Raw genomic sequence first — 17,169 nt, 5'->3', positions numbered from 1 at the left:
GATTTTCATGGTGCGCGGCGCATGTGGCCCAACTCGCCTTCTTGGCGGGAACCTATGCCGCCCTGCACGCCATTTCATCTAAGGAGAAATACCTAGGCCCGGTCACCTAACGCGCCCGGCCATCGATTTTGCCGTCCTGCGCGCCGTCTGACCCGTGCTGCGTCCTATAATGCCCTGCGAAGCAGATAACCGTGCGTGCTCTTCGCAGCGACCGGTCCTGCCCGAACTGTAATGAGGAACGCCAATGCACTGGTACAAGTCAACCGCCCCGATCAGGCTGAAGCTGCTGATCGCTTTCGGTTCGCTGATAGCCCTTACCGGCGTGGTTACGCTGGTCGGTGTTATCCTGGGCGATCCGATCACCATGGCCACCGGCGCGGCCGCGATGCTGCTCGGCACAATCATCAGCGCCTTTTTCCGACACGCGATCTCGGCACCCTATGTCGCAACCGTTGAACGGATGGAGGGCCTTGCGGCTGGCGATCTCGACAGCGCGATCCACTTCACTGACTATACGGACTGTGTCGGGCGGCTGACCAAGGGAATGGTAACCTTCCGCGACGCTGCCGTCACCCAGAAGCGCCAGGCCGAAGAACAGGCAGAGGTGGTGAAGGTTCTCGCCTCTCATCTCGCCAAACTGTCCGAAGGCGACCTGACGGCTGAGGTAAAGACCGAATTCCCGCCTGCCTATGCCGAGCTGAAGACCAACTTCAACGAAGCGATCAACCGGCTTCGCGAGATGATTACGGCGGTCAATGACAGCGCCGGCGCGATCGGCACCGGTTCGCGCGAAATCGCGCAGGCTTCCGAGGATCTGGCCCGCCGCACCGAAAGCAATGCCGCCAGCCTTGAGGAAACCTCGGCCTCGCTCACGCAGATCGACGACCGCCTCAAGGCGACGGCGAATGCCGGCCAGCGCACGGTCGAACGCGCCGACGGTGCGATTGCAGCCGTCAAGGGCGGCCGCTCGATCGCCGACGAAGCGGTTCAGGCAATGGGCCGCGTCAGCGACAGCGCCAAGGGCATCGACGCGGTGATCGAAGGCCTCGACAAGATCGCCTTCCAGACGCGCGTTCTTGCGATGAACGCGGCGGTCGAAGCCGGTCGTGCCGGTGAGGCCGGTCGTGGCTTCGCGGTCGTCGCCGACCTGGTCAGCGCGCTCGCCATGCGCGCCGAGGAAGAGGCGAAGCTCGCCCGTGACCAGCTGACCGTGACCCAGACCGACATCGGCACTGCCGTCGATGCCGTTCAGAAGGTCGACGGTGCGCTTGCCGACATCACCGAAGGCGTCAGCGAGGTGCATCAGCTGCTCGGCACGATGGCGGCCGACAACCAAACCCAATCCGCGTCGGTGACCGAGATCAGCTCGGCGATCGGCACGATGGACCAGTCGACGCAGCAGAATGCCGCGATGGTGGAAGAAACCTCCGCCGCTGCACGCAATCTGCTCAACGAGGTGTCCGCGCTGACCGAACGCGCATCGCTGTTCAACATCGGCAACGGCGCCCGCTCCGGTTCGGCCAAGCCGAAGGTGCAGGTCACGGCTCCCGCGACCAGCATCACGACGACGCCGCTTCCGGCCAAGAAGGAGCAGCCCTACGTCTCTCCGGTCAAGCCGCTTGCGAGCAACGGCGCCGGCGATGGCATGGACGGCTTCGACGACTGGCAGGACTTCTAAGCACCGCGCCAGCGAAAGGATCGGCCGTCCCCTTCATGCGAAGGGGGCGGCCTTTTCGTATGTGCGCGACAGGCACACCGTAGAATGATGTGGCTTGCTGATGACGTGGCTTGCTCGCTGTCGATCGCCTCGGCAAGCAATGGCTGTCGGTAGCCGGTGTCCTGCCTCTCAACCGGTCAGGCCGTCTGGCCGGCGCTCATACCACCCCCGGGGTTTTCCGCCCCGCCTCTGGGAAGGACCGCCTTCCCCACAGCGACAACAAAAAAGGGGAGCGGCAGACGATGCTGCCGCTCCCCTTTGCGATCCGTGTTTTAAAACCGGGTGGCTTACGCTGCCTGGCGCTGACCGCCGGCAAGCCCCTCCATGATGCTGCGGTTTACCTCGATCAGGTCATCGACCGGTTCGCGCCCGGCGATCACGTCACTGGTGAAGCGATCGACCCAGAGCGCCAGCGATACGATGCTCGCGCGGAGCTGGTCGGGCAGACCGTTTCCGGTCGATGCGCAGTCGGCGGAAAACACGTTCCACATCTCGCGATTGCGGTGCAGTGCCGAGGCCAGGGCGGCGCCGGTATGGCCGGCATCGCGCGCGACGATCATTTCGCCGGTAATCTGCCCCATCAATCGGTGTTCGGTAGTTCGGGGCGCCTCGGCGAAGCGCCGGACGCTTTGATAGGCGGAAAGCGACATGCAAACTCCTCTTGTCGTCTCCTTCCCATTTTAGAAGGCATGGGCGCGCCGCATGGCCCTGCCCTCCCGCTTTTTCCCGGTCGCCCGCCCGCCAGCCGGTTTCCAGCCATCTATAATGAAAATGTTCCGGGTGCCGCACGGCGCCCACGGCCTGGAAAATTAACCATGACAATCCCTGCGCATTCGCTTCCCGACACGGCCATGGCACTGACCGAGGTGCTGAAGACCACGGGATTCACCCGCGTTGCCGCGCTGGGACGTCCGTCGCCCTTCATCGAGGACGCGCTTGCGTGCCATGTTCAGTCGGTCGGTGGCGCGCTCAAGGTGCTCGGTTCGGACTGGGGGCCGAAAGCGATCCCGTCGATGGGCGATGGCTGGGCATGGGTTCTTTCGGACGTGAGGAATTATCACGCCGCCTATCACCAGCTCTATGCCGTCGATGCCTATTGTCGCCGCCACAACCAGCCGATGTTGGTGCTGATGCCGCATGTGCTGGGAGAGGTCGCACGGCGCGACCATTATCCGCGCCCCTATCTGACACCGCCGGCCTGGCGCAAGCGGACCGAAGAGGTGCCCGGAACCGCCGGCCTGCGCCGCGCGATCGCGACCGGCGGTGCGCGCAACGGCGTGGTTACGGCGGTCGAGGACATGGTGTCCGAACGCTCCGACATGGGCGCAGCGCTCACCTGGGCGCACCTGCCCGCCCTGAACGGCCTTGGCGCGCTGTTCGATACCGATGCCGAATGGGCACCCCGGCTCGCGGGCGCGCTCGCCAATTATCACACCAGCAGCATCATCGCGGCGATGAGCGCGCGCCAGATCCGCGAATATCTCGCGATGCTCGACGGGCGGAACCCGCCCTGCTGAGCGCTGCGACAAAGAAAGCCGGGGCGCACGCGGCCAACCATCCGCCGACCGTCCTATAAATTCAAAGACCTGTTTTCACGAAAGACGAGCGAAAAACCCATGCTGAACGGCGTTGGCTTCATCATCATCCTGGGCTGCGTCTTCGGCAGTTTCATGATGGCAGGCGGCAAGATGGACATCATCACGCACGCGCTGCCGCATGAACTGATGGCGATCGGCGGCGCCGCGATCGGCGCGTTCCTGGTCGGAAACTCGATGGGGATCGTCAAAAAGGCCGGCAAGGGTGTCGCGCGCGCGTTCAAGGGGCCGCGCTGGAAGGACAGCGACTATCGCGACCTCCTGACGCTGATGTTCGCGCTGCTGACGACGTTCCGCAAGGGCGGCGCAACGGCGATCGAACCGCATCTCGACAACCCGAAGGAAAGCGCTCTTTTCAACCGCTATCCCCGCATCCTGGCCGATCACCATCTGGTCGAGTTCATCTGCGACTATCTGCGCATGATGACGGTCAGTTTCGAAGACCCGCATCAGATGGCGGAGGCGATGGAAAACGACATCGAACGCCATCACCATGAGGAACTCGGTCCGCAGCACGCGCTCCAGATCATGGCCGACGGGCTTCCCGCGATCGGCATCGTCGCCGCTGTTCTGGGCGTCATCAAGACGATGGGTTCGATCGACCAGCCGACCGAGGTGCTGGGCGCGATGATCGGCGGCGCACTGGTCGGCACCTTTCTCGGCGTGCTGTTGTCCTACTGCGTGGTCGGCCCGATTGCCGCAAAGCTTCTCGAGATCATCGAGGCCGATTCCAAGCCCTTCAACATCGCGAAGACGGCCGTCATCGCGCATGCCCAGGGCCTTCCTACCCAGGTGGCGATCGAGATCGCGCGGCGCATGACGCCGTCGAACTACGCGCCCTCCTTCCAGCAACTCGAAACCGCACTCGACGAGGCGAAGAATGAACTCAACGCTCAACCCGCCTGAAATGGCTGACGCGACCGAAACCGTCCGCCTGCCCGACAACGGCACGACCGTGTCGGCAGAGGAACTGCGCGTACAGCTCGTGCTGGCGCTGGACACCCATGATGCCGTGACCGTCGATGCAGGCGAAGTCGAAAGCATCGGACAGGCCGTCCTGCAACTGCTCGTCGCCGCGCGCGCCGAGGCGCAGGCCGCCGAAAAGCCATTCACCATCATCAACCCGACCCCGGCCTTTGTGGAGCGCGTTACGCGCTGCCGCCTGGCGGACGCGGTCGGATTCGAAATCGAAGGAGCCGACGCGTGAGCAAGCGAATTCTGACCGTCGACGATTCGGCGAGCATGCGAATGCTGCTGAAGGCGTCGCTGACCAAGCAGGGCTTCGCGATCGAAGCCGCCGAGGATGGCGAGCACGGCCTTGCGCGGATGCACGAGCTGAATCCGGACCTGCTCATCACCGACATCAACATGCCGAAGATGGACGGTTTCGAACTGATCGAAGCGGTCCGTCAGCTGCCGCAGTTCCGCGGCACGCCGATCCTCGTCCTGTCGACCGAATTCTCCGACGAGAAGAAGTCGCGTGCGCGCTCGGCCGGCGCAACGGGCTGGATCACCAAGCCCTTCGACCCTGACAAGCTGGGAGCGGCGATCCGCCGGGTGTGCCCATGAGCGACGATCTCGACGATATCCAGGCGATCTTCTTCGAAGAATGCGCCGAAGGTCTGGCCACCGCCGAGGAAGGCCTGAGTGCGATGGCCGATGGCGACGCTTCGGCGGACGTCATTGCGGGCGTGTTCCGCGCGGTCCATTCGATCAAGGGCGGCGCCGGTGCGTTCGGCCATGAGGCGCTGCAAAGCTTCTCGCACCGCTTCGAGAACGTCCTCGACGAGGTTCGCGGCGGCAAGATTCCGGCATCGTCCGATGTCTGCCGCACGATGTTGCTCGCCTTCGACGTGCTGTCCGACCATGTCGCCGCGGCGCAGGGTCAGGCTGACATTCCCGAAGATGCAGCCATCCTCGCAGAGCTCGAAAAGCTCCTCGACGACAAGGGCGCTGCGGCGAGTTCCGCCGCGCAAGCCCCTGCCGAAGCAGCGCCGGCGGACGACGGTGGCACGGACGAGTTCGGCTTCAGTCCGGTGACCGTCGATCTCGACGACCTCGACTCCGACCCGTTCGGGTTCGAGCCGGTGACCGTTGCGATCGAGGACCTCGACGCGCCGGCACCGACATGGACGGTCCGCTTTGCACCGTCGCGCGAAGCGATGGCGAATGGCGGCGAACCGCTGCTCGTCATTCGCGAGCTCGAACGGCTGGGCGCGGAGATCAGTGCCGTCGAAACCGATACACTGCCGCCGCTGCGCGACCTCGATCCAGAGGGCGCCTATTTCGCCTGGACGGTGAGCGTACCGGCGTCGGTCGAAAAGACCGTCATCGAGGAATGTTTCGATTTCGTCGCACCGGACTCGGTGGTCGAAATCGCGCAGGAGGCCCCTGCTCCCGCCGCCCCGGCCGCCGACGATGGCCCGGCCCCGGACGGCCCCGAAGCGATCGCCGATACCGACGCCCCCGCGCCCGAGGCAGAGGCAGAGGCAGAATCCGATGCCGAAGCTGCAAAGGACGAGCCCGAGGCCGAGATCAAGCCCAAGGCAGTAGAGAAGGCGGCGCCCGCTGAGGCGAAGATCGCCGAGGTCGTGCAGAATATCCGGGTCGACGTGTCGAAGCTCGACATGCTGCTCAACCTTGTCGGCGAACTCGTCATCCGCAACTCGATCCTGTCGGACCGCCTGTCGAGCGCCGATCAGCAGCGCGTCGAACTGCCCGAGCTTGCGCGTCTGACGCGCGAGATACAGGACAATGTCATGTCGCTGCGCGCGCAGCCGATCCGCCAGGCATTTTCGCGCGTGCCGCGAATGCTGCGCGAACTGTGCGTCTCGACGTCGAAGGACGTTGCGCTCGAAATGTCGGGCGAGACGACCGAAGTCGACAAGAGCGTCATCGAAAAGATCGGCGAGCCGCTGACGCACATGATCCGCAACGCCGTCGACCACGGTATCGAAAGCGCCGAGGAACGCGTCGCCAAGGGCAAGCCCGCCCAGGGCATGGTGCACCTGTCGGCCGAGCAGAAGGGTGCGCGCATCTTCCTGCGCGTGGCCGATGACGGCCGCGGCATCGACCGCGAGCGCGTGTTCGCCAAGGCGGTCGAAAAGGGCATTATCAGCGCCGACGCGACACTGAGTGACGACGAGATCGACAACCTGATCTGCGCGCCGGGCTTCTCCACGGCAGAGACGATCTCGTCCATCTCCGGCCGCGGCGTCGGGATGGACGTGGTACGCAGCAACGTCGAAGCGCTTGGCGGACGGGTCGAAATCAGCTCGGTTCCGGGCAAGGGCACGACCTTCACCATGGTCCTGCCGCTGACGCTCGCGATCCTCGACGGCATGGTCGTCCGCCTTGCCGGACAGCGCTATGTCGTGCCGCTCGCCAATGTGGTCGAAACGGTCCAGCCTGAAAGCGATCAGGTCCGCCCGGTCGCGAACAGTTCGGAAGTCATCGACCTGCGCGGCACCTATGTACCCGTCAAGCGACTGTCGGACCTGTTCAACCTGCACCCCGGCGCGCGCGACAATCCGCAGGATTGCGTCGTCATCATCGTCGAGACCGATGCCGGCCATGTCGGCCTGATGGTCGACACGATCGAAGACCGCCGCGAGGTCGTCATCAAGAGCCTCGATCAGAATCTCTACCCGATCCGCGGACTGGGTGGCGCCACGATCCTGGGCGATGGCTCGATCGCACTGATCCTCGACATCGATGCGCTGGTCGCATCGCCCTCCTCCTCCAACAAGTTCGCGCTGAAAGGAATCGCAGCATGAGTTCGGTTGAAAACACGGGTGAACGCAAGATCGTAACCTTCCTGCTGGGCAAGCAAATGTTCGGCATCGACATGTCGGCGCTGATCGAGATCCGCGAGTGGGAAGAGCCCACTCCGCTTCCCAGCGTGCCCGCCCACATCAAGGGCGTCACCAACCTGCGCGGCCATGTCGTGCCCGTCGTCGGCCTGGCCGAGCGGCTGGGCTGGGCACCGAGCGTGCTGCATTCGCGCTCGTGCATCCTCGTCGTCAATATCGGCGGCAAGCATGCCGGTTTCCTGGTCGATGAAGTCGCCGACATCGTGGCGGTGGACGAAGGTTCGATCCAGCCGGCACCGTCTGTCGAAAGCTTCGAAAGCGGCGTCATCAGCGGCCTCGTCCAGGTTGGCCAGCGCAGTTCGGAAGGCGCCGAGGACAAGGAGCAGACGATGGTGTCGCTGCTCGACCTCGAAACGCTCAGCCCGACGCGGCACATGGACCTCGCCGCCTGATGTCGACCGCGTTCGCCACCGCCGCCGCGGTCGGCGCGGACGCGTCCGGCGCCGAGGAACTGGCGCCGGCCGAGTTCGCCCGGATCGCAGCCATCATGCAAAGCGAGGCGCGCATCGCGCTGTCGCCGGCAAAGACGACGCTTGTCTGCTCACGACTGAGCCGGCGGTTGCGCACGCATGGGCTGACGACGTTCCGCGACTATCTGTCGCTCGTCGATCGCGATGCCGAGGAACGCGCGGCGATGGTCGTCGCGCTGACCACCAACCACACGCACTTCTTCCGCGAAAACCATCATTTCGAACATTTCCGCGAGCATGTGGTGCCCGAACTGCGCCAGCGCGCCGAGGCTGGACATCCGATCCGCATCTGGTCGGCCGGCTGTTCGAGCGGCGAGGAAGTCTACACGATCGTGATGTGCCTGCTCGGCCCGTCGCGTTCGGGCGCTCGCTGGGTTTTCGACCGCGACGTCAAGCTGCTTGCGACCGACATCGCACCGCATGTCGTCGCGGCGACGCGACGCGGTGTCTATTCCGAAATGACGGTCGAGCCGATCCCCGAGGCGTATCGCCGCGAATGGCTGCAGGCGCAGGGAAACGAATTCGCGATCGATCCGCAGGCACGCCAGCTTGTCACCGCGCGCGAACTCAACCTGTTCGGCCAGTGGCCGATGCGTCAGCAATATGACGTCATCTTCTGCCGCAACGTGATGATCTATTTCGACGATCCGGCGAAAGCCGAGCTCGAACAGCGCTTCGCCCAGATGCTTCGCCCCGGCGGGCACCTGTATATCGGCCATTCCGAGCGGCTGATCGGCCCTGCTGCCGACATGCTCTCCAGTTGCGGCCAGACCATCTATCGCAGGGACGCGGGGCAATGACACGGCCGATCCGCACATTGATCGTCGACGACAGCGCGACGATAAGCTCGATCCTAGAGGCCGACCCCGAAATCGAGGTCGTCGGCGCAGCGCCCGAGCCGAATGCCGCGCGTGCGATGATCAAGGAGCTGAACCCCGATGTCGTGACGCTGGACGTCGAAATGCCCGGCATGGACGGCCTTTCGTTTCTCGAAAAGATCATGCGACTGCGGCCGATGCCTGTGGTCATGTGCTCGACACTGACCGCGCGCGGCGCGGAGGTCACGATCGAGGCGCTGCGCCTCGGCGCGACCGACTGTGTGGAAAAGCCGTCGGCAAAGGCCTCCGACCTCGCCGAAGCGGGCAATACGCTGCGCGACAAGGTGAAGGCCGCCGCCCAGTCGACGGTCCGCCGCATCAACCAGCCCGAACGCATCACAGGGTCCGCCGGCGGCATCGACGACCGGGTCATCGCCATCGGCGCCTCGACCGGCGGGGTGGAAGCGCTCTTCACGATCCTTCCTGCCCTGCCCGCCGATACGCCGCCGATTCTGATCGTGCAGCACATGCCGCCAGCCTTCACGACCAGCTTTGCAAGCCGCCTCGACGGCGTATGCGCGATGCGTGTCGTCGAAGCGACGGATCGCACGCCGATCGCGCGTGGAACCGTCTATATTGCTCCTGGGGGCGACCGGCACATGACGCTCGCAAACGGTCCGCGCGGCAACATCCGCCTGATCGAAGCCGAACGCGTGTCCGGTCACCGTCCCTCGGTCGATATGCTGTTCCGGTCGGTGGTGCCGCTTGGACGCCGTGCGGTCGGCGTGATCCTGACGGGCATGGGCGACGACGGCGCGGATGGCCTTCTCGCCATGCGTCAGGCCGGCGCGAGCACCTTGGGCCAGAACGCCGCGAGTTGCGTCGTGCATGGCATGCCGGGCGCGGCAGCCGCACGGGGCGCGGTGGAACGCGAATTGGGGTTGTCGGCGCTGCCCGAGGCTATCCTCGCGGCGTGCCGCAAGAATTAGGAGTATTCAATGCCGGCAGCATCTGCAATCAGGGTGATGGTGGTCGACGACCAGACGAGCATGCGCGCGATGATCCGTCGCACGCTGCAGGATCTGGGCTTTCGCGACGTCCGCGACAAGGCAAGCGCGACCGAAGCGCTTGAGGCTGTCCGCGCCGACCGCGTTCACCTCATCATTTCCGACTATAACATGCCCGAAATGGACGGACTGCAATTCCTGCAGGAAGTTCGCAAGGACGCAGTGATCGGCAAGACCGTCTTCATCATGCTGACCGCGTCGGCGGAAAAGGAAATCGTCCAGAAGGCGGCGGAGATGGGCGTCAACAACTATGTCGTCAAACCCTTCGCGCCCGCCGCGCTGAAGGAAAAGATCGAGCGCGTCTTCGGGGCGCTGACCTGACGCCATGCGCAGGGTCGCGATCATCCAGGGCGAGCACCGCGTCATGGCCGAACCGGGCGTCATGCTGACGACCGTCTTGGGGTCCTGCGTCGCGGTCTGCCTCCACGATTCCACGGCGAAGGTCGGGGGAATGAACCACTTCCTGCTCGGCGAACCGACGCCCGGGCAGGAGGTGCGCAGCGAAGACATGCAGCGATACGGCATCCACGCGATGGAACTTCTCATCAACGACATGATGCACTCTGGCGCCAAGCGCGAACGGCTGTGCGGGCATGTCTATGGCGGTGCCAACATCATCGCCGGGCTGGGTTCGATCGGCAGCAGCAACGCCGCGTTCGCGCTCCGCTTCATGGAGATGGAAGCGATCCCGATCCGTCACCGCGACCTTGGCGGAAACCAGGCGCGAAAGGTCGAATTCCTGCCCTTTGACGGCAAGGTCCGCTCTATCAAGGTCAACGACGTTCCGCCGGTCCAGAAACCGCAGCGTATCGCCGGCAACGACCTCGAACTGTTCTGACGCGAGGCCGCCTCTCGGCCCGCCGATCTTCTAGAATATAGTATGGACAATCACGATCATCACGCCGCCGACCTGTGTCGCGCGATCGCAGAGGAAATGCGTCAGGTAGGCGCGTTGGTGGAGGAACTCGCCAACGTTCTGGTTGCCGATGACGACATCGCCCTGCGTCATCTCGACCGGCTTCAGGCATTCGACCTCGTCATCCAGCGAACCGGCGAGAGCGCGCAGCTGCTCGACAGGCTCGCCGCCGGCGCTCACTCGCACGAGGCCGTCGAGGGGGTGCGCCTGGAATGCGTCCAGCAACGCCTTCGCGATGCGATGAAGGCGGCCTGAAATGCCGCTGGAGAACGCCGAACGCCCGATCGTCATCCGGCGCGTGAAAAAGGTCGTCGGCGGCGGCCATCACGGCGGTGCGTGGAAGGTCGCCTATGCCGACTTCGTCACCGCGATGATGGCGTTCTTCATGCTGCTCTGGCTTATTTCGAATCCCGACAAGCAGATGCTCAAGGGGCTGGCCGAATATTTCTCTCCAGCCGATCCCAGCAGCTCGAGCGCCATCGGCGCGGCGCAGACGATGGCGGGCGCGGCAAGCGCCGGCAACAGCCGCAACGCCCAGTCGAACAGCCGCTCCGCCACCGGCACGCCAGCGATGGAAGCGGCGACCGCAGGCGCAGCGCGCGGCGGCACCGCGACGGTGCCCGACGCGGCCTTGCGCGTACTGGCGCAGGAACTTCGCATCGATCTCGACACCGTGCGGGCAAAGGATGACGCATCGAACAACGTCGATGTGCAGGAAAAGGACGATACGCTCAGCATCAGCCTGATGGACACCGCCAAGCGCGCGATGTTCCACAGCGGTACCGCGAAGCTCAATCCCTTTGCGATCACGCTCCTGTCGCGGATCGCGCGCAAGGTTTCCGACAGCGGTGTTCAGATCGCGATCGAGGGCCATACCGACGCGCGCGGGGGCCTGAGCGATGCCAATTGGAAATTGTCCGGCGACCGGGCCCAGGCCGCGCGCAACGCGATGATCGCAGCGGGGCTTTCGCCCGATCGCTTCACGCAGGTGATCGCAATGGCGGGCACGCAGCCTGTTTATCCGGACCAGCCGAACCGGCCGGAAAATCGCCGCATCACGATCGTGCTTCAGGCCGCCGGATCGGCCCTGCCCCCCGATACGAGTTTCCGCTTTTGAGGAGTCCGCCATGCCATCGGTAAAGAAACTTCTCGTCCCGCTCGCGCTTCTCGCCGGCGGCATAGGCGTAGGCGGCGGCGCTGCCTATGCGACCACGATTCTTCTCGGCCCGCCACCTGCCGCGGGCGCCGCAGGGCACGAGGATGCCGAGCCGACGACATTTGTCGATGTCGATAATGTTCTGGCGCCGCTCGTCCTTCCCGACGGAGAGCGGCTCGCCGGCTATGTGTCGTTCCAGCTGGCGCTGGAAGTTCCTGCCGACCGCGCCGACGACATCTCAGCGCGGCTGCCGCTGCTGCGGCACGAAATCAATATGCGAACCTATCGCCAGCCGATGGCGAGCGGCCCCGACGGCACGCTTCCAACGCTCGAGGTCTTTCGCAACGTCGTTCGGCAAGCAGCCGATGCCGCCTTCGGGAAAGGCGCCGTATCGGCCATCGCCATCGCACAAGCCACGCCAGCATAAGACTGAGGACAGAACCATGCTCCACACCGAACATAATCAGGAAGCCCGTTCCGTCAGCCAGGGCGACGCGGGTACCGAGCCGCGCGACCGCGCGGCCCGTACGGTCACGCTGTTCCTGCTCGGCCGTTTGCGCACCGATCGCGGCGACGGCATCTGCCGCATCCGCAACGTCTCGTCAGGCGGCATGCAGATCGAAACCTTTTCCCCGCTGAAGGTCGGCCAGCGCGTCGAGGTTGCTGCGCGCAACGAAAGCCCGGTGCGCGGCCATGTCGCATGGGCCAGCGGCACGACCGCGGGTATCAAGTTTTCCGCGCCCATCGACAGCCGTTCGCTGTTGCGCCCTCCGGTGCTGCCGCTGGCGCGCAATGTTTCTATTCGCGCGCCCCGCTTCGCCACGCGCACGCGCGCCGTCCTGACGATCGAGGGCAAAAGGCACGATGTCCGCGTGTTCGACATCTCTCCCGGCGGAGTGCGCCTCGGCACCTCGGCGGCGCTGCCTCAGGGAAGCGAATGTCACCTCGCGATCCCTGGACTGCCTCGCTGCCACGGCACCATTCGCTGGGCGGATGAAGACAGTGCGGGCATCTTCTTTACCGAAAAGCTCGGCTTCGCATCGCTTGCGCCGTGGCTCGACGATCAGGCGGTCCGCTTCGCCGAGGACGATAGCGCGCAGTAATCGTTTCCTTCGGGGGCGGCGTGTCAGCCTCCCCCGAAGCTCCTGACCAGCGACCCGGCGACCAGCGCCCAGCCATCGACCAGCACGAAGAATATGATCTTCATCGGCAAGGATATTGTCGGTGGCGGCAACATCATCATGCCCATCGCCATCAGCACCGCCGACACCGCCAGGTCGATCACCAGGAAAGGCAGGAGCAGCAGGAAGCCGATTTCGAACGCGCGGCGCAGTTCGGAGATCATGAAGGCCGGGACCAGCGTCGAAAGCGGCAGGTCGTTCCGGCTCGCCGCCGGCTTGCCCGACAGCTCTACGAACAGGCCGAGATCGCTTTCATTGACCTGGCCCAGCATGAACGTACGGAAAGGCGCCGCAGTGCGTTCGAACGCCTGTTCCTCGCTGATCTTGCCCGCGGTGTAGGGGGTAACGCCCTGATCCCACGCCTTTTCGAAGGTCGGCGCCATGACGAAGAACGACAGGAACAGCGCCAGGCTGATGATGACCGGATTCGGCGGCACGCCGGGCGCACCGATGCCGGTGCGCAGCAGCGACAGCGCCACCACGATCCGCGTGAACGATGTGACCGTCATCAATATGCCCGGCGCAAGGCTGAGCACCGTCAGCATCAGCACGAGCTGGATGACGCGTCCCGACAGCGAACCATCGCCGCCAAGGTCGAAGGTCGCGCTCTGTGCCAGCGCCTCGGCGGGCATCAGCAGAAGGCCCGCGACCGCAGCGACGCGCAACAGGTGAACGGGTTTCATGTCAGGCGTTCCGTTTGAGCAGGCGGTTGAACCAGGACGGCAGCGACACGCCCGACCGATCGAGCACCGCATCGACGAAGTCGGCGAAGCTGCGCGGTTCGGCTGTTGCCTCGGCCATATCGGTTTCGACCATCTCGGCGAATTCAGTTTCGGGCATCGCTTCCGCCGGTTCGGTGGAAGCGTGGTCAACGGTTTCGACCATCAGATGCCCTTCCGGCGACAGGATGATAAGGTGTTCGCGACCATCGCGGCGCAGGAGCACCGCGGAACGGCGCTGGTCGATGCCCAGCCGTTCGACCAGTTCGAGCCGGCGGCCCGAATGACCGCCCACGCGTCCAGGCAGGCGCAGGTCATAGCGGCGCACCACCCACAGCGCGCCGGCCAGCAGGCCGAGCACGATGGTGAGCGCGCCCAGCGTGCGAATGATAGCCAGTGCTTCCACTTCTCAGCCTTCCCGGCGAACGACGTCGTCGACCTGCAGCGACATCTTGTCGCCGGCGACGCGGATCTGCCCCTTGGCGACCACCCGGCCGTTGACGAAAACCAGCGTGGGATCGTCTTCCTTGCAGTCGAGCGGAATCATCGCGCCGCGGCTCATCTTGAGCACTTCGCGGATCGGCAGCGTGGTCGATCCCAGCATGATGGTGCAGTCGACCTGGATATCGTTGAGTACGGACATGGCAACAATTTCTCCCTCGCATCCATCCTAGGAAGAAAAGTCCCTGCCCCGGCCGCCACTAGGCAAAATTTTCCTATGAGAGAGAAAACGGCGCCGCCAACCGCGGCTCGGCAATGGGAAACTGACGAAGATGGACCTGAAGACTTCGGTTGATATCTCCGCCTCGGGCCTGCGCGCGCAGTCGCTGCGCATGCGGGTAATCGCGGAAAACCTCGCCAATGCGGATTCGGTTTCGGAAACGCCCGGCGGCGATCCCTATCGGCGCCAGGTGACGACGTTCAAGGCCGAGGTCGACCGTGCAACCGGTGGAACCAGCGTAAAGGTGACCGGCGTCCGCGAGGACCAGTCGGACCTGCCGCGCGTCTATCAGCCCGGCAATCCGGCCGCAGATGCCGAAGGCTATGTGAAGATGCCCAACGTCAACTCGCTCATCGAAACGGCCGACATGAAATCGGCGCAGCGTTCCTACGAAGCCAATCTGAATGCCATCGAGGCTGCACGCAGCCTGACGATGCGCACCATCGACCTGCTCAAATAAGGAAACTTCCAGATGTCTATCGGTGCTTTCGACGCGACGGCCGCCTATGGTCGCGCCATCGGCGGTGTTGCGTCCTCGAAGCCGTCCGGCCTCTCGCCCGCGGGCGACGGCGAAGCCGCCGGCGGCTTTGGCGAGATGGTATCCAACCTCGTCTCCGACACTGCCGGAAAGCTGCACAGTGCGGAACAGGCGAGCATCAAGCAGGTCGCCGGCAAGGGCGATCTGATCGACGTCGTGACCGCCATCGGCGCTGCCGAGACCGCGCTCGACACCGTTGTCGCCGTGCGTGACCGGGTGGTCAGCGCCTATGGCGAAATCATGCGCATGCAGATCTGACGGCGCCACCGGACACATCCCATGAACGCCACCGACGCCATCGAGATCGCGCATGCCGCGCTGATCCTGATCCTGACGATCGCCGGCCCGATGCTGATAACGTCGCTTATCATCGGCGTGGCGATCGGCCTGTTTCAGGCGCTCACCCAGATTCAGGAAATGACTCTGACCTTCGTGCCGAAGCTGATGGTCATGGGCTTCGTCCTGCTGCTCTGCCTGCCGATGATCGGCGACGCGATGTCGCATTTCATGACGCAGATCAGCGACAAGATCGTGACCGGCTGACCGGCGTGGCCGACCTTCCCGCCCAGGCATCGAGCTTCCTGATCGTGTTCGCACGATTGGGCGCGGTACTGATGATGCTGCCCGTCTTTTCGGACGATGCGGTACCGGGCCAGATCCGTCTGCTCATCGCGCTCGGGCTTTCGCTCGGGCTGTACGGCCTGCTCGGCCCGCAGGTGCCCGAGGTCGGCAGCGACGCCAAGCTCGCCGCCACGGTGGTGGCAGAACTCGCGACCGGGCTGGCGCTTGGCATGATGGTGCGGATCATGTTCCTCGCCATCACCATTGCCGGATCGGTGATGAGCCTGCAGACCGGCCTGACCTCGGCCGTCGTGCCCGATGCCGGGCTGGGCGGACAGGTGCCGGTGATGGCCAAGGTCGTGAGCGTGGCCGCCGTCGTGGTGTGCCTGGCAATGGGCGTGCACCATCTGTGGATCGCGGCGATGGTCAACAGCTACAATGTCTTTCCGGTCGGCGGTCTTCCTCCGGCCGACGATTTCGCCAAGCTTGCCGTTGCCACGGTCACGCGCGCGATGGCGCTGGGCGTAAGCCTGGCGGCGCCGCTGATCGTGTACGGCATCGTGTTCAACGTCGCGCTGGGGCTGTCGGCCCGTCTTGCGCCGACGATCCAGGTCTTCTTCATCGCACAACCGCTGAACATCCTGCTTGGCCTCGCGCTGTTTGCGACGATTATCGGCGCGGTGCTGACCGGCTTTGCCGATGCGATGACGGGCTGGATGCAGAGCGGCTGGAGCTGACGCGATGGCCGATAGCGACGACAGCGAAAAGACACACGACCCAACCGACAAAAAGCTCTCCGACGCGCGGGAAAAGGGCGATGTCGCCAGTGCCCCCGAGATGCGGCATGCGAGCATGTTCGTGGCCGCCGTGGTGGTTACCGGCGGGATGGGGGCATGGACCATCTCTCGCATGCTGACGCTGTTCGTGAAGCTGTGGGGCGATGCCGACGACTTTTCGCTGCGCACCGGCGGCGGCGCTCAGCTTTTCGCCTCCACCCTGATGGGTCAGGTTGCGCTCGCGATCGGGCCGCTCCTGCTGCTGCTCGTATTCTTCGCGCTGCTGACGATGTTCCTGCAGGGCCGCCCCACCCTCGCCTGGTCGCGGCTCAAGCTCAAATGGAACAAGTTGTCGCCGATGGCTGGCGCCAAGCGCCTGTTCGGCAAACAGGCCTTTGTCGAGTTCGCGAAGACGCTCGCCAAGTTCGCGCTCATCAGTTGTGTCGTCCTGATCGTCATCTGGCCGCGCGCGCGCGGGATCGAGACGCTGGTCGGCGCGCCGGTCGGTTCGGTCGGAGCGATGGTCGCAAGCCTGGTCTTCATGATGGTGAAGGCCGCCACGCTGCTCGTCGCGGCGCTGGCACTGTTCGATTTCGTCTATCAGCGCCGCGCATTCCTCAAGAAGATGCGCATGTCGCTTCAGGAAATCCGCGACGAGCACAAGGAGGCCGAGGGTGATCCGAAGATCAAGGCGAAGGTGCGCTCGATCGGCATGGAGCGCGCCAAAAGGCGTATGATGTCCAAGGTGCCCGAAGCGAGCGTCGTCATCACCAACCCGACCCACTATGCGGTCGCACTGAAATATGACCATGGCCAGATGGCAGCGCCGACCGTCGTGGCGAAGGGTGTCGATGCCGTCGCTTTCAAGATCCGCGAAATCGCGACCGGTGCCGGCATTCCGGTGATCGAAAGCCCGCCGCTTGCGCGTGCGCTCTACGCCAGTGCCGATCTCGACAAGCCGATCCCCACCGAACATTATTCGGCGGTCGCGGAAATCATCGGTTATGTCATGCGACTGGCACGCCAGAAGCGCTAGAGACGAGCGGATCGTCCGGCCCTTGC

The 17,169-nt window shown here is 64.5% G+C and carries 24 protein-coding genes; 20 read left to right on the top strand and 4 right to left on the bottom strand.

Annotated elements, in window-relative coordinates:
- Positions 1–244: 244 nt before the first annotated feature.
- Positions 245–1,678, top strand: a complete 1,434-nt coding sequence (locus J7S20_RS00440; RefSeq protein ID WP_347709213.1) for a methyl-accepting chemotaxis protein — start codon at positions 245–247, stop codon at positions 1,676–1,678.
- A 326-nt stretch (positions 1,679–2,004) separates the two neighbouring features.
- On the opposite strand, the gene flaF is transcribed toward J7S20_RS00440, so the two are convergent.
- Positions 2,005–2,367: a flagellar biosynthesis regulator FlaF gene (gene flaF / locus J7S20_RS00435; protein WP_284052261.1), complete on the bottom strand. Its 363-nt coding sequence runs from the start codon at positions 2,365–2,367 to the stop codon at positions 2,005–2,007.
- Between the two features lie 165 nt (positions 2,368–2,532).
- Between flaF and J7S20_RS00430 the strand changes: the two genes are divergently transcribed.
- The 14 genes from J7S20_RS00430 (at position 2,533) to J7S20_RS00365 (ending at position 12,714) form a co-directional block, all read left to right on the top strand.
- A complete protein-coding gene (locus J7S20_RS00430; protein WP_284052260.1) occupies positions 2,533–3,234 on the top strand; it encodes a hypothetical protein in 702 nt (233 codons plus the stop codon).
- Between the two features lie 99 nt (positions 3,235–3,333).
- Complete coding sequence (gene motA / locus J7S20_RS00425) at positions 3,334–4,218, top strand: flagellar motor stator protein MotA (RefSeq protein ID WP_284052259.1); 885 nt, start codon at positions 3,334–3,336, stop codon at positions 4,216–4,218.
- A gap of 1 nt (position 4,219) precedes the next feature.
- The gene (locus J7S20_RS00420) at positions 4,220–4,519 is read left to right on the top strand and encodes an STAS domain-containing protein (protein WP_284052258.1); all 300 of its coding nucleotides are present in this window, start codon (positions 4,220–4,222) and stop codon (positions 4,517–4,519) included.
- Entirely contained in the window at positions 4,516–4,881 is a 366-nt protein-coding gene (locus J7S20_RS00415) for a response regulator (protein ID WP_284052257.1), read from the top strand. The genes J7S20_RS00420 and J7S20_RS00415 overlap by 4 nt, the downstream gene beginning before the upstream one ends.
- A complete protein-coding gene (locus J7S20_RS00410) occupies positions 4,878–7,088 on the top strand; it encodes a chemotaxis protein CheA (RefSeq protein ID WP_284052256.1) in 2,211 nt (736 codons plus the stop codon). The genes J7S20_RS00415 and J7S20_RS00410 overlap by 4 nt, the downstream gene beginning before the upstream one ends.
- Positions 7,085–7,576 carry a chemotaxis protein CheW gene (locus tag J7S20_RS00405; RefSeq protein ID WP_284052255.1) on the top strand — a complete coding sequence of 164 codons (492 nt, stop codon included), beginning with the start codon at positions 7,085–7,087 and terminating at the stop codon, positions 7,574–7,576. The genes J7S20_RS00410 and J7S20_RS00405 overlap by 4 nt, the downstream gene beginning before the upstream one ends.
- On the top strand, positions 7,576–8,454 hold the full coding sequence (locus J7S20_RS00400; protein ID WP_284052254.1) for a CheR family methyltransferase: 879 nt from the start codon (positions 7,576–7,578) through the stop codon (positions 8,452–8,454). Before J7S20_RS00405 ends, J7S20_RS00400 begins: the two co-directional genes overlap by 1 nt.
- A complete protein-coding gene (locus tag J7S20_RS00395; protein ID WP_284052253.1) occupies positions 8,451–9,461 on the top strand; it encodes a protein-glutamate methylesterase/protein-glutamine glutaminase in 1,011 nt (336 codons plus the stop codon). The genes J7S20_RS00400 and J7S20_RS00395 overlap by 4 nt, the downstream gene beginning before the upstream one ends.
- A gap of 9 nt (positions 9,462–9,470) precedes the next feature.
- The gene (locus J7S20_RS00390; protein ID WP_284052252.1) at positions 9,471–9,860 is read left to right on the top strand and encodes a response regulator; all 390 of its coding nucleotides are present in this window, start codon (positions 9,471–9,473) and stop codon (positions 9,858–9,860) included.
- A gap of 4 nt (positions 9,861–9,864) precedes the next feature.
- Complete coding sequence (locus J7S20_RS00385; protein WP_284052251.1) at positions 9,865–10,377, top strand: chemotaxis protein CheD; 513 nt, start codon at positions 9,865–9,867, stop codon at positions 10,375–10,377.
- A 42-nt stretch (positions 10,378–10,419) separates the two neighbouring features.
- Complete coding sequence (locus tag J7S20_RS00380) at positions 10,420–10,710, top strand: hypothetical protein (RefSeq protein ID WP_284052250.1); 291 nt, start codon at positions 10,420–10,422, stop codon at positions 10,708–10,710.
- Between the two features lies 1 nt (position 10,711).
- Positions 10,712–11,572: a flagellar motor protein MotB gene (locus J7S20_RS00375; RefSeq protein ID WP_284052249.1), complete on the top strand. Its 861-nt coding sequence runs from the start codon at positions 10,712–10,714 to the stop codon at positions 11,570–11,572.
- A gap of 10 nt (positions 11,573–11,582) precedes the next feature.
- Positions 11,583–12,038 (top strand): hypothetical protein, encoded by a 456-nt coding sequence (locus J7S20_RS00370; RefSeq protein ID WP_284052248.1) that lies wholly within the window; start codon positions 11,583–11,585, stop codon positions 12,036–12,038.
- A gap of 16 nt (positions 12,039–12,054) precedes the next feature.
- On the top strand, positions 12,055–12,714 hold the full coding sequence (locus J7S20_RS00365; RefSeq protein WP_284052247.1) for a PilZ domain-containing protein: 660 nt from the start codon (positions 12,055–12,057) through the stop codon (positions 12,712–12,714).
- A gap of 23 nt (positions 12,715–12,737) precedes the next feature.
- Here J7S20_RS00365 and fliP read toward each other — a convergent pair whose 3' ends face one another.
- The 3 genes from fliP to J7S20_RS00350 are packed head-to-tail and all read right to left on the bottom strand — an operon-like array spanning position 12,738 to position 14,154.
- Entirely contained in the window at positions 12,738–13,475 is a 738-nt protein-coding gene (gene fliP, locus J7S20_RS00360) for a flagellar type III secretion system pore protein FliP (protein ID WP_284052246.1), read from the bottom strand.
- A gap of 1 nt (position 13,476) precedes the next feature.
- Positions 13,477–13,917 carry a FliO/MopB family protein gene (locus J7S20_RS00355; protein ID WP_284052245.1) on the bottom strand — a complete coding sequence of 147 codons (441 nt, stop codon included), beginning with the start codon at positions 13,915–13,917 and terminating at the stop codon, positions 13,477–13,479.
- Positions 13,918–13,920: 3 nt separating this feature from the next.
- On the bottom strand, positions 13,921–14,154 hold the full coding sequence (locus J7S20_RS00350; RefSeq protein ID WP_284052244.1) for a FliM/FliN family flagellar motor switch protein: 234 nt from the start codon (positions 14,152–14,154) through the stop codon (positions 13,921–13,923).
- 130 nt (positions 14,155–14,284) lie between these two features.
- On the opposite strand from J7S20_RS00350, the gene flgC reads away from it, so the two are divergent.
- The 5 genes from flgC to flhB are packed head-to-tail and all read left to right on the top strand — an operon-like array spanning position 14,285 to position 17,143.
- Positions 14,285–14,692, top strand: coding sequence for a flagellar basal body rod protein FlgC (gene flgC / locus J7S20_RS00345; RefSeq protein WP_284052243.1), 408 nt, complete (start codon positions 14,285–14,287; stop codon positions 14,690–14,692).
- A 12-nt stretch (positions 14,693–14,704) separates the two neighbouring features.
- On the top strand, positions 14,705–15,028 hold the full coding sequence (gene fliE, locus J7S20_RS00340; protein ID WP_284052242.1) for a flagellar hook-basal body complex protein FliE: 324 nt from the start codon (positions 14,705–14,707) through the stop codon (positions 15,026–15,028).
- A 21-nt stretch (positions 15,029–15,049) separates the two neighbouring features.
- The gene (locus tag J7S20_RS00335) at positions 15,050–15,313 is read left to right on the top strand and encodes a flagellar biosynthetic protein FliQ (RefSeq protein WP_284052241.1); all 264 of its coding nucleotides are present in this window, start codon (positions 15,050–15,052) and stop codon (positions 15,311–15,313) included.
- Positions 15,314–15,318: 5 nt separating this feature from the next.
- The gene (gene fliR / locus J7S20_RS00330; RefSeq protein WP_284052240.1) at positions 15,319–16,068 is read left to right on the top strand and encodes a flagellar biosynthetic protein FliR; all 750 of its coding nucleotides are present in this window, start codon (positions 15,319–15,321) and stop codon (positions 16,066–16,068) included.
- 4 nt (positions 16,069–16,072) lie between these two features.
- The gene (flhB, locus tag J7S20_RS00325) at positions 16,073–17,143 is read left to right on the top strand and encodes a flagellar biosynthesis protein FlhB (protein WP_284052239.1); all 1,071 of its coding nucleotides are present in this window, start codon (positions 16,073–16,075) and stop codon (positions 17,141–17,143) included.
- Positions 17,144–17,169: the final 26 nt, after the last annotated feature.

Source organism: Stakelama marina (assembly GCF_018122655.1).
Taxonomy (GTDB): Bacteria; Pseudomonadota; Alphaproteobacteria; order Sphingomonadales; family Sphingomonadaceae; genus Sphingomonas; species Sphingomonas marina.
This window is presented reverse-complemented; position numbering and strand designations above follow the sequence as displayed.

Coding starts and splice junctions, on each gene's coding strand:
- J7S20_RS00440 (WP_347709213.1), top strand. CDS start 245: ATGCACTGGTACAAGTCAACCGCCCCGATCAGGCTGAAGCTGCTGATC.
- J7S20_RS00390 (WP_284052252.1), top strand. CDS start 9,471: ATGCCGGCAGCATCTGCAATCAGGGTGATGGTGGTCGACGACCAGACG.
- fliE (WP_284052242.1), top strand. CDS start 14,705: ATGTCTATCGGTGCTTTCGACGCGACGGCCGCCTATGGTCGCGCCATC.
- J7S20_RS00410 (WP_284052256.1), top strand. CDS start 4,878: ATGAGCGACGATCTCGACGATATCCAGGCGATCTTCTTCGAAGAATGC.
- flhB (WP_284052239.1), top strand. CDS start 16,073: ATGGCCGATAGCGACGACAGCGAAAAGACACACGACCCAACCGACAAA.
- motA (WP_284052259.1), top strand. CDS start 3,334: ATGCTGAACGGCGTTGGCTTCATCATCATCCTGGGCTGCGTCTTCGGC.
- J7S20_RS00370 (WP_284052248.1), top strand. CDS start 11,583: ATGCCATCGGTAAAGAAACTTCTCGTCCCGCTCGCGCTTCTCGCCGGC.
- J7S20_RS00395 (WP_284052253.1), top strand. CDS start 8,451: ATGACACGGCCGATCCGCACATTGATCGTCGACGACAGCGCGACGATA.
- J7S20_RS00380 (WP_284052250.1), top strand. CDS start 10,420: ATGGACAATCACGATCATCACGCCGCCGACCTGTGTCGCGCGATCGCA.
- flgC (WP_284052243.1), top strand. CDS start 14,285: ATGGACCTGAAGACTTCGGTTGATATCTCCGCCTCGGGCCTGCGCGCG.
- fliP (WP_284052246.1), bottom strand. CDS start 13,475: ATGAAACCCGTTCACCTGTTGCGCGTCGCTGCGGTCGCGGGCCTTCTG.
- J7S20_RS00420 (WP_284052258.1), top strand. CDS start 4,220: ATGGCTGACGCGACCGAAACCGTCCGCCTGCCCGACAACGGCACGACC.
- J7S20_RS00350 (WP_284052244.1), bottom strand. CDS start 14,154: ATGTCCGTACTCAACGATATCCAGGTCGACTGCACCATCATGCTGGGA.
- J7S20_RS00400 (WP_284052254.1), top strand. CDS start 7,576: ATGTCGACCGCGTTCGCCACCGCCGCCGCGGTCGGCGCGGACGCGTCC.
- J7S20_RS00375 (WP_284052249.1), top strand. CDS start 10,712: ATGCCGCTGGAGAACGCCGAACGCCCGATCGTCATCCGGCGCGTGAAA.
- flaF (WP_284052261.1), bottom strand. CDS start 2,367: ATGTCGCTTTCCGCCTATCAAAGCGTCCGGCGCTTCGCCGAGGCGCCC.
- J7S20_RS00335 (WP_284052241.1), top strand. CDS start 15,050: ATGAACGCCACCGACGCCATCGAGATCGCGCATGCCGCGCTGATCCTG.
- J7S20_RS00405 (WP_284052255.1), top strand. CDS start 7,085: ATGAGTTCGGTTGAAAACACGGGTGAACGCAAGATCGTAACCTTCCTG.
- J7S20_RS00365 (WP_284052247.1), top strand. CDS start 12,055: ATGCTCCACACCGAACATAATCAGGAAGCCCGTTCCGTCAGCCAGGGC.
- J7S20_RS00385 (WP_284052251.1), top strand. CDS start 9,865: ATGCGCAGGGTCGCGATCATCCAGGGCGAGCACCGCGTCATGGCCGAA.
- J7S20_RS00430 (WP_284052260.1), top strand. CDS start 2,533: ATGACAATCCCTGCGCATTCGCTTCCCGACACGGCCATGGCACTGACC.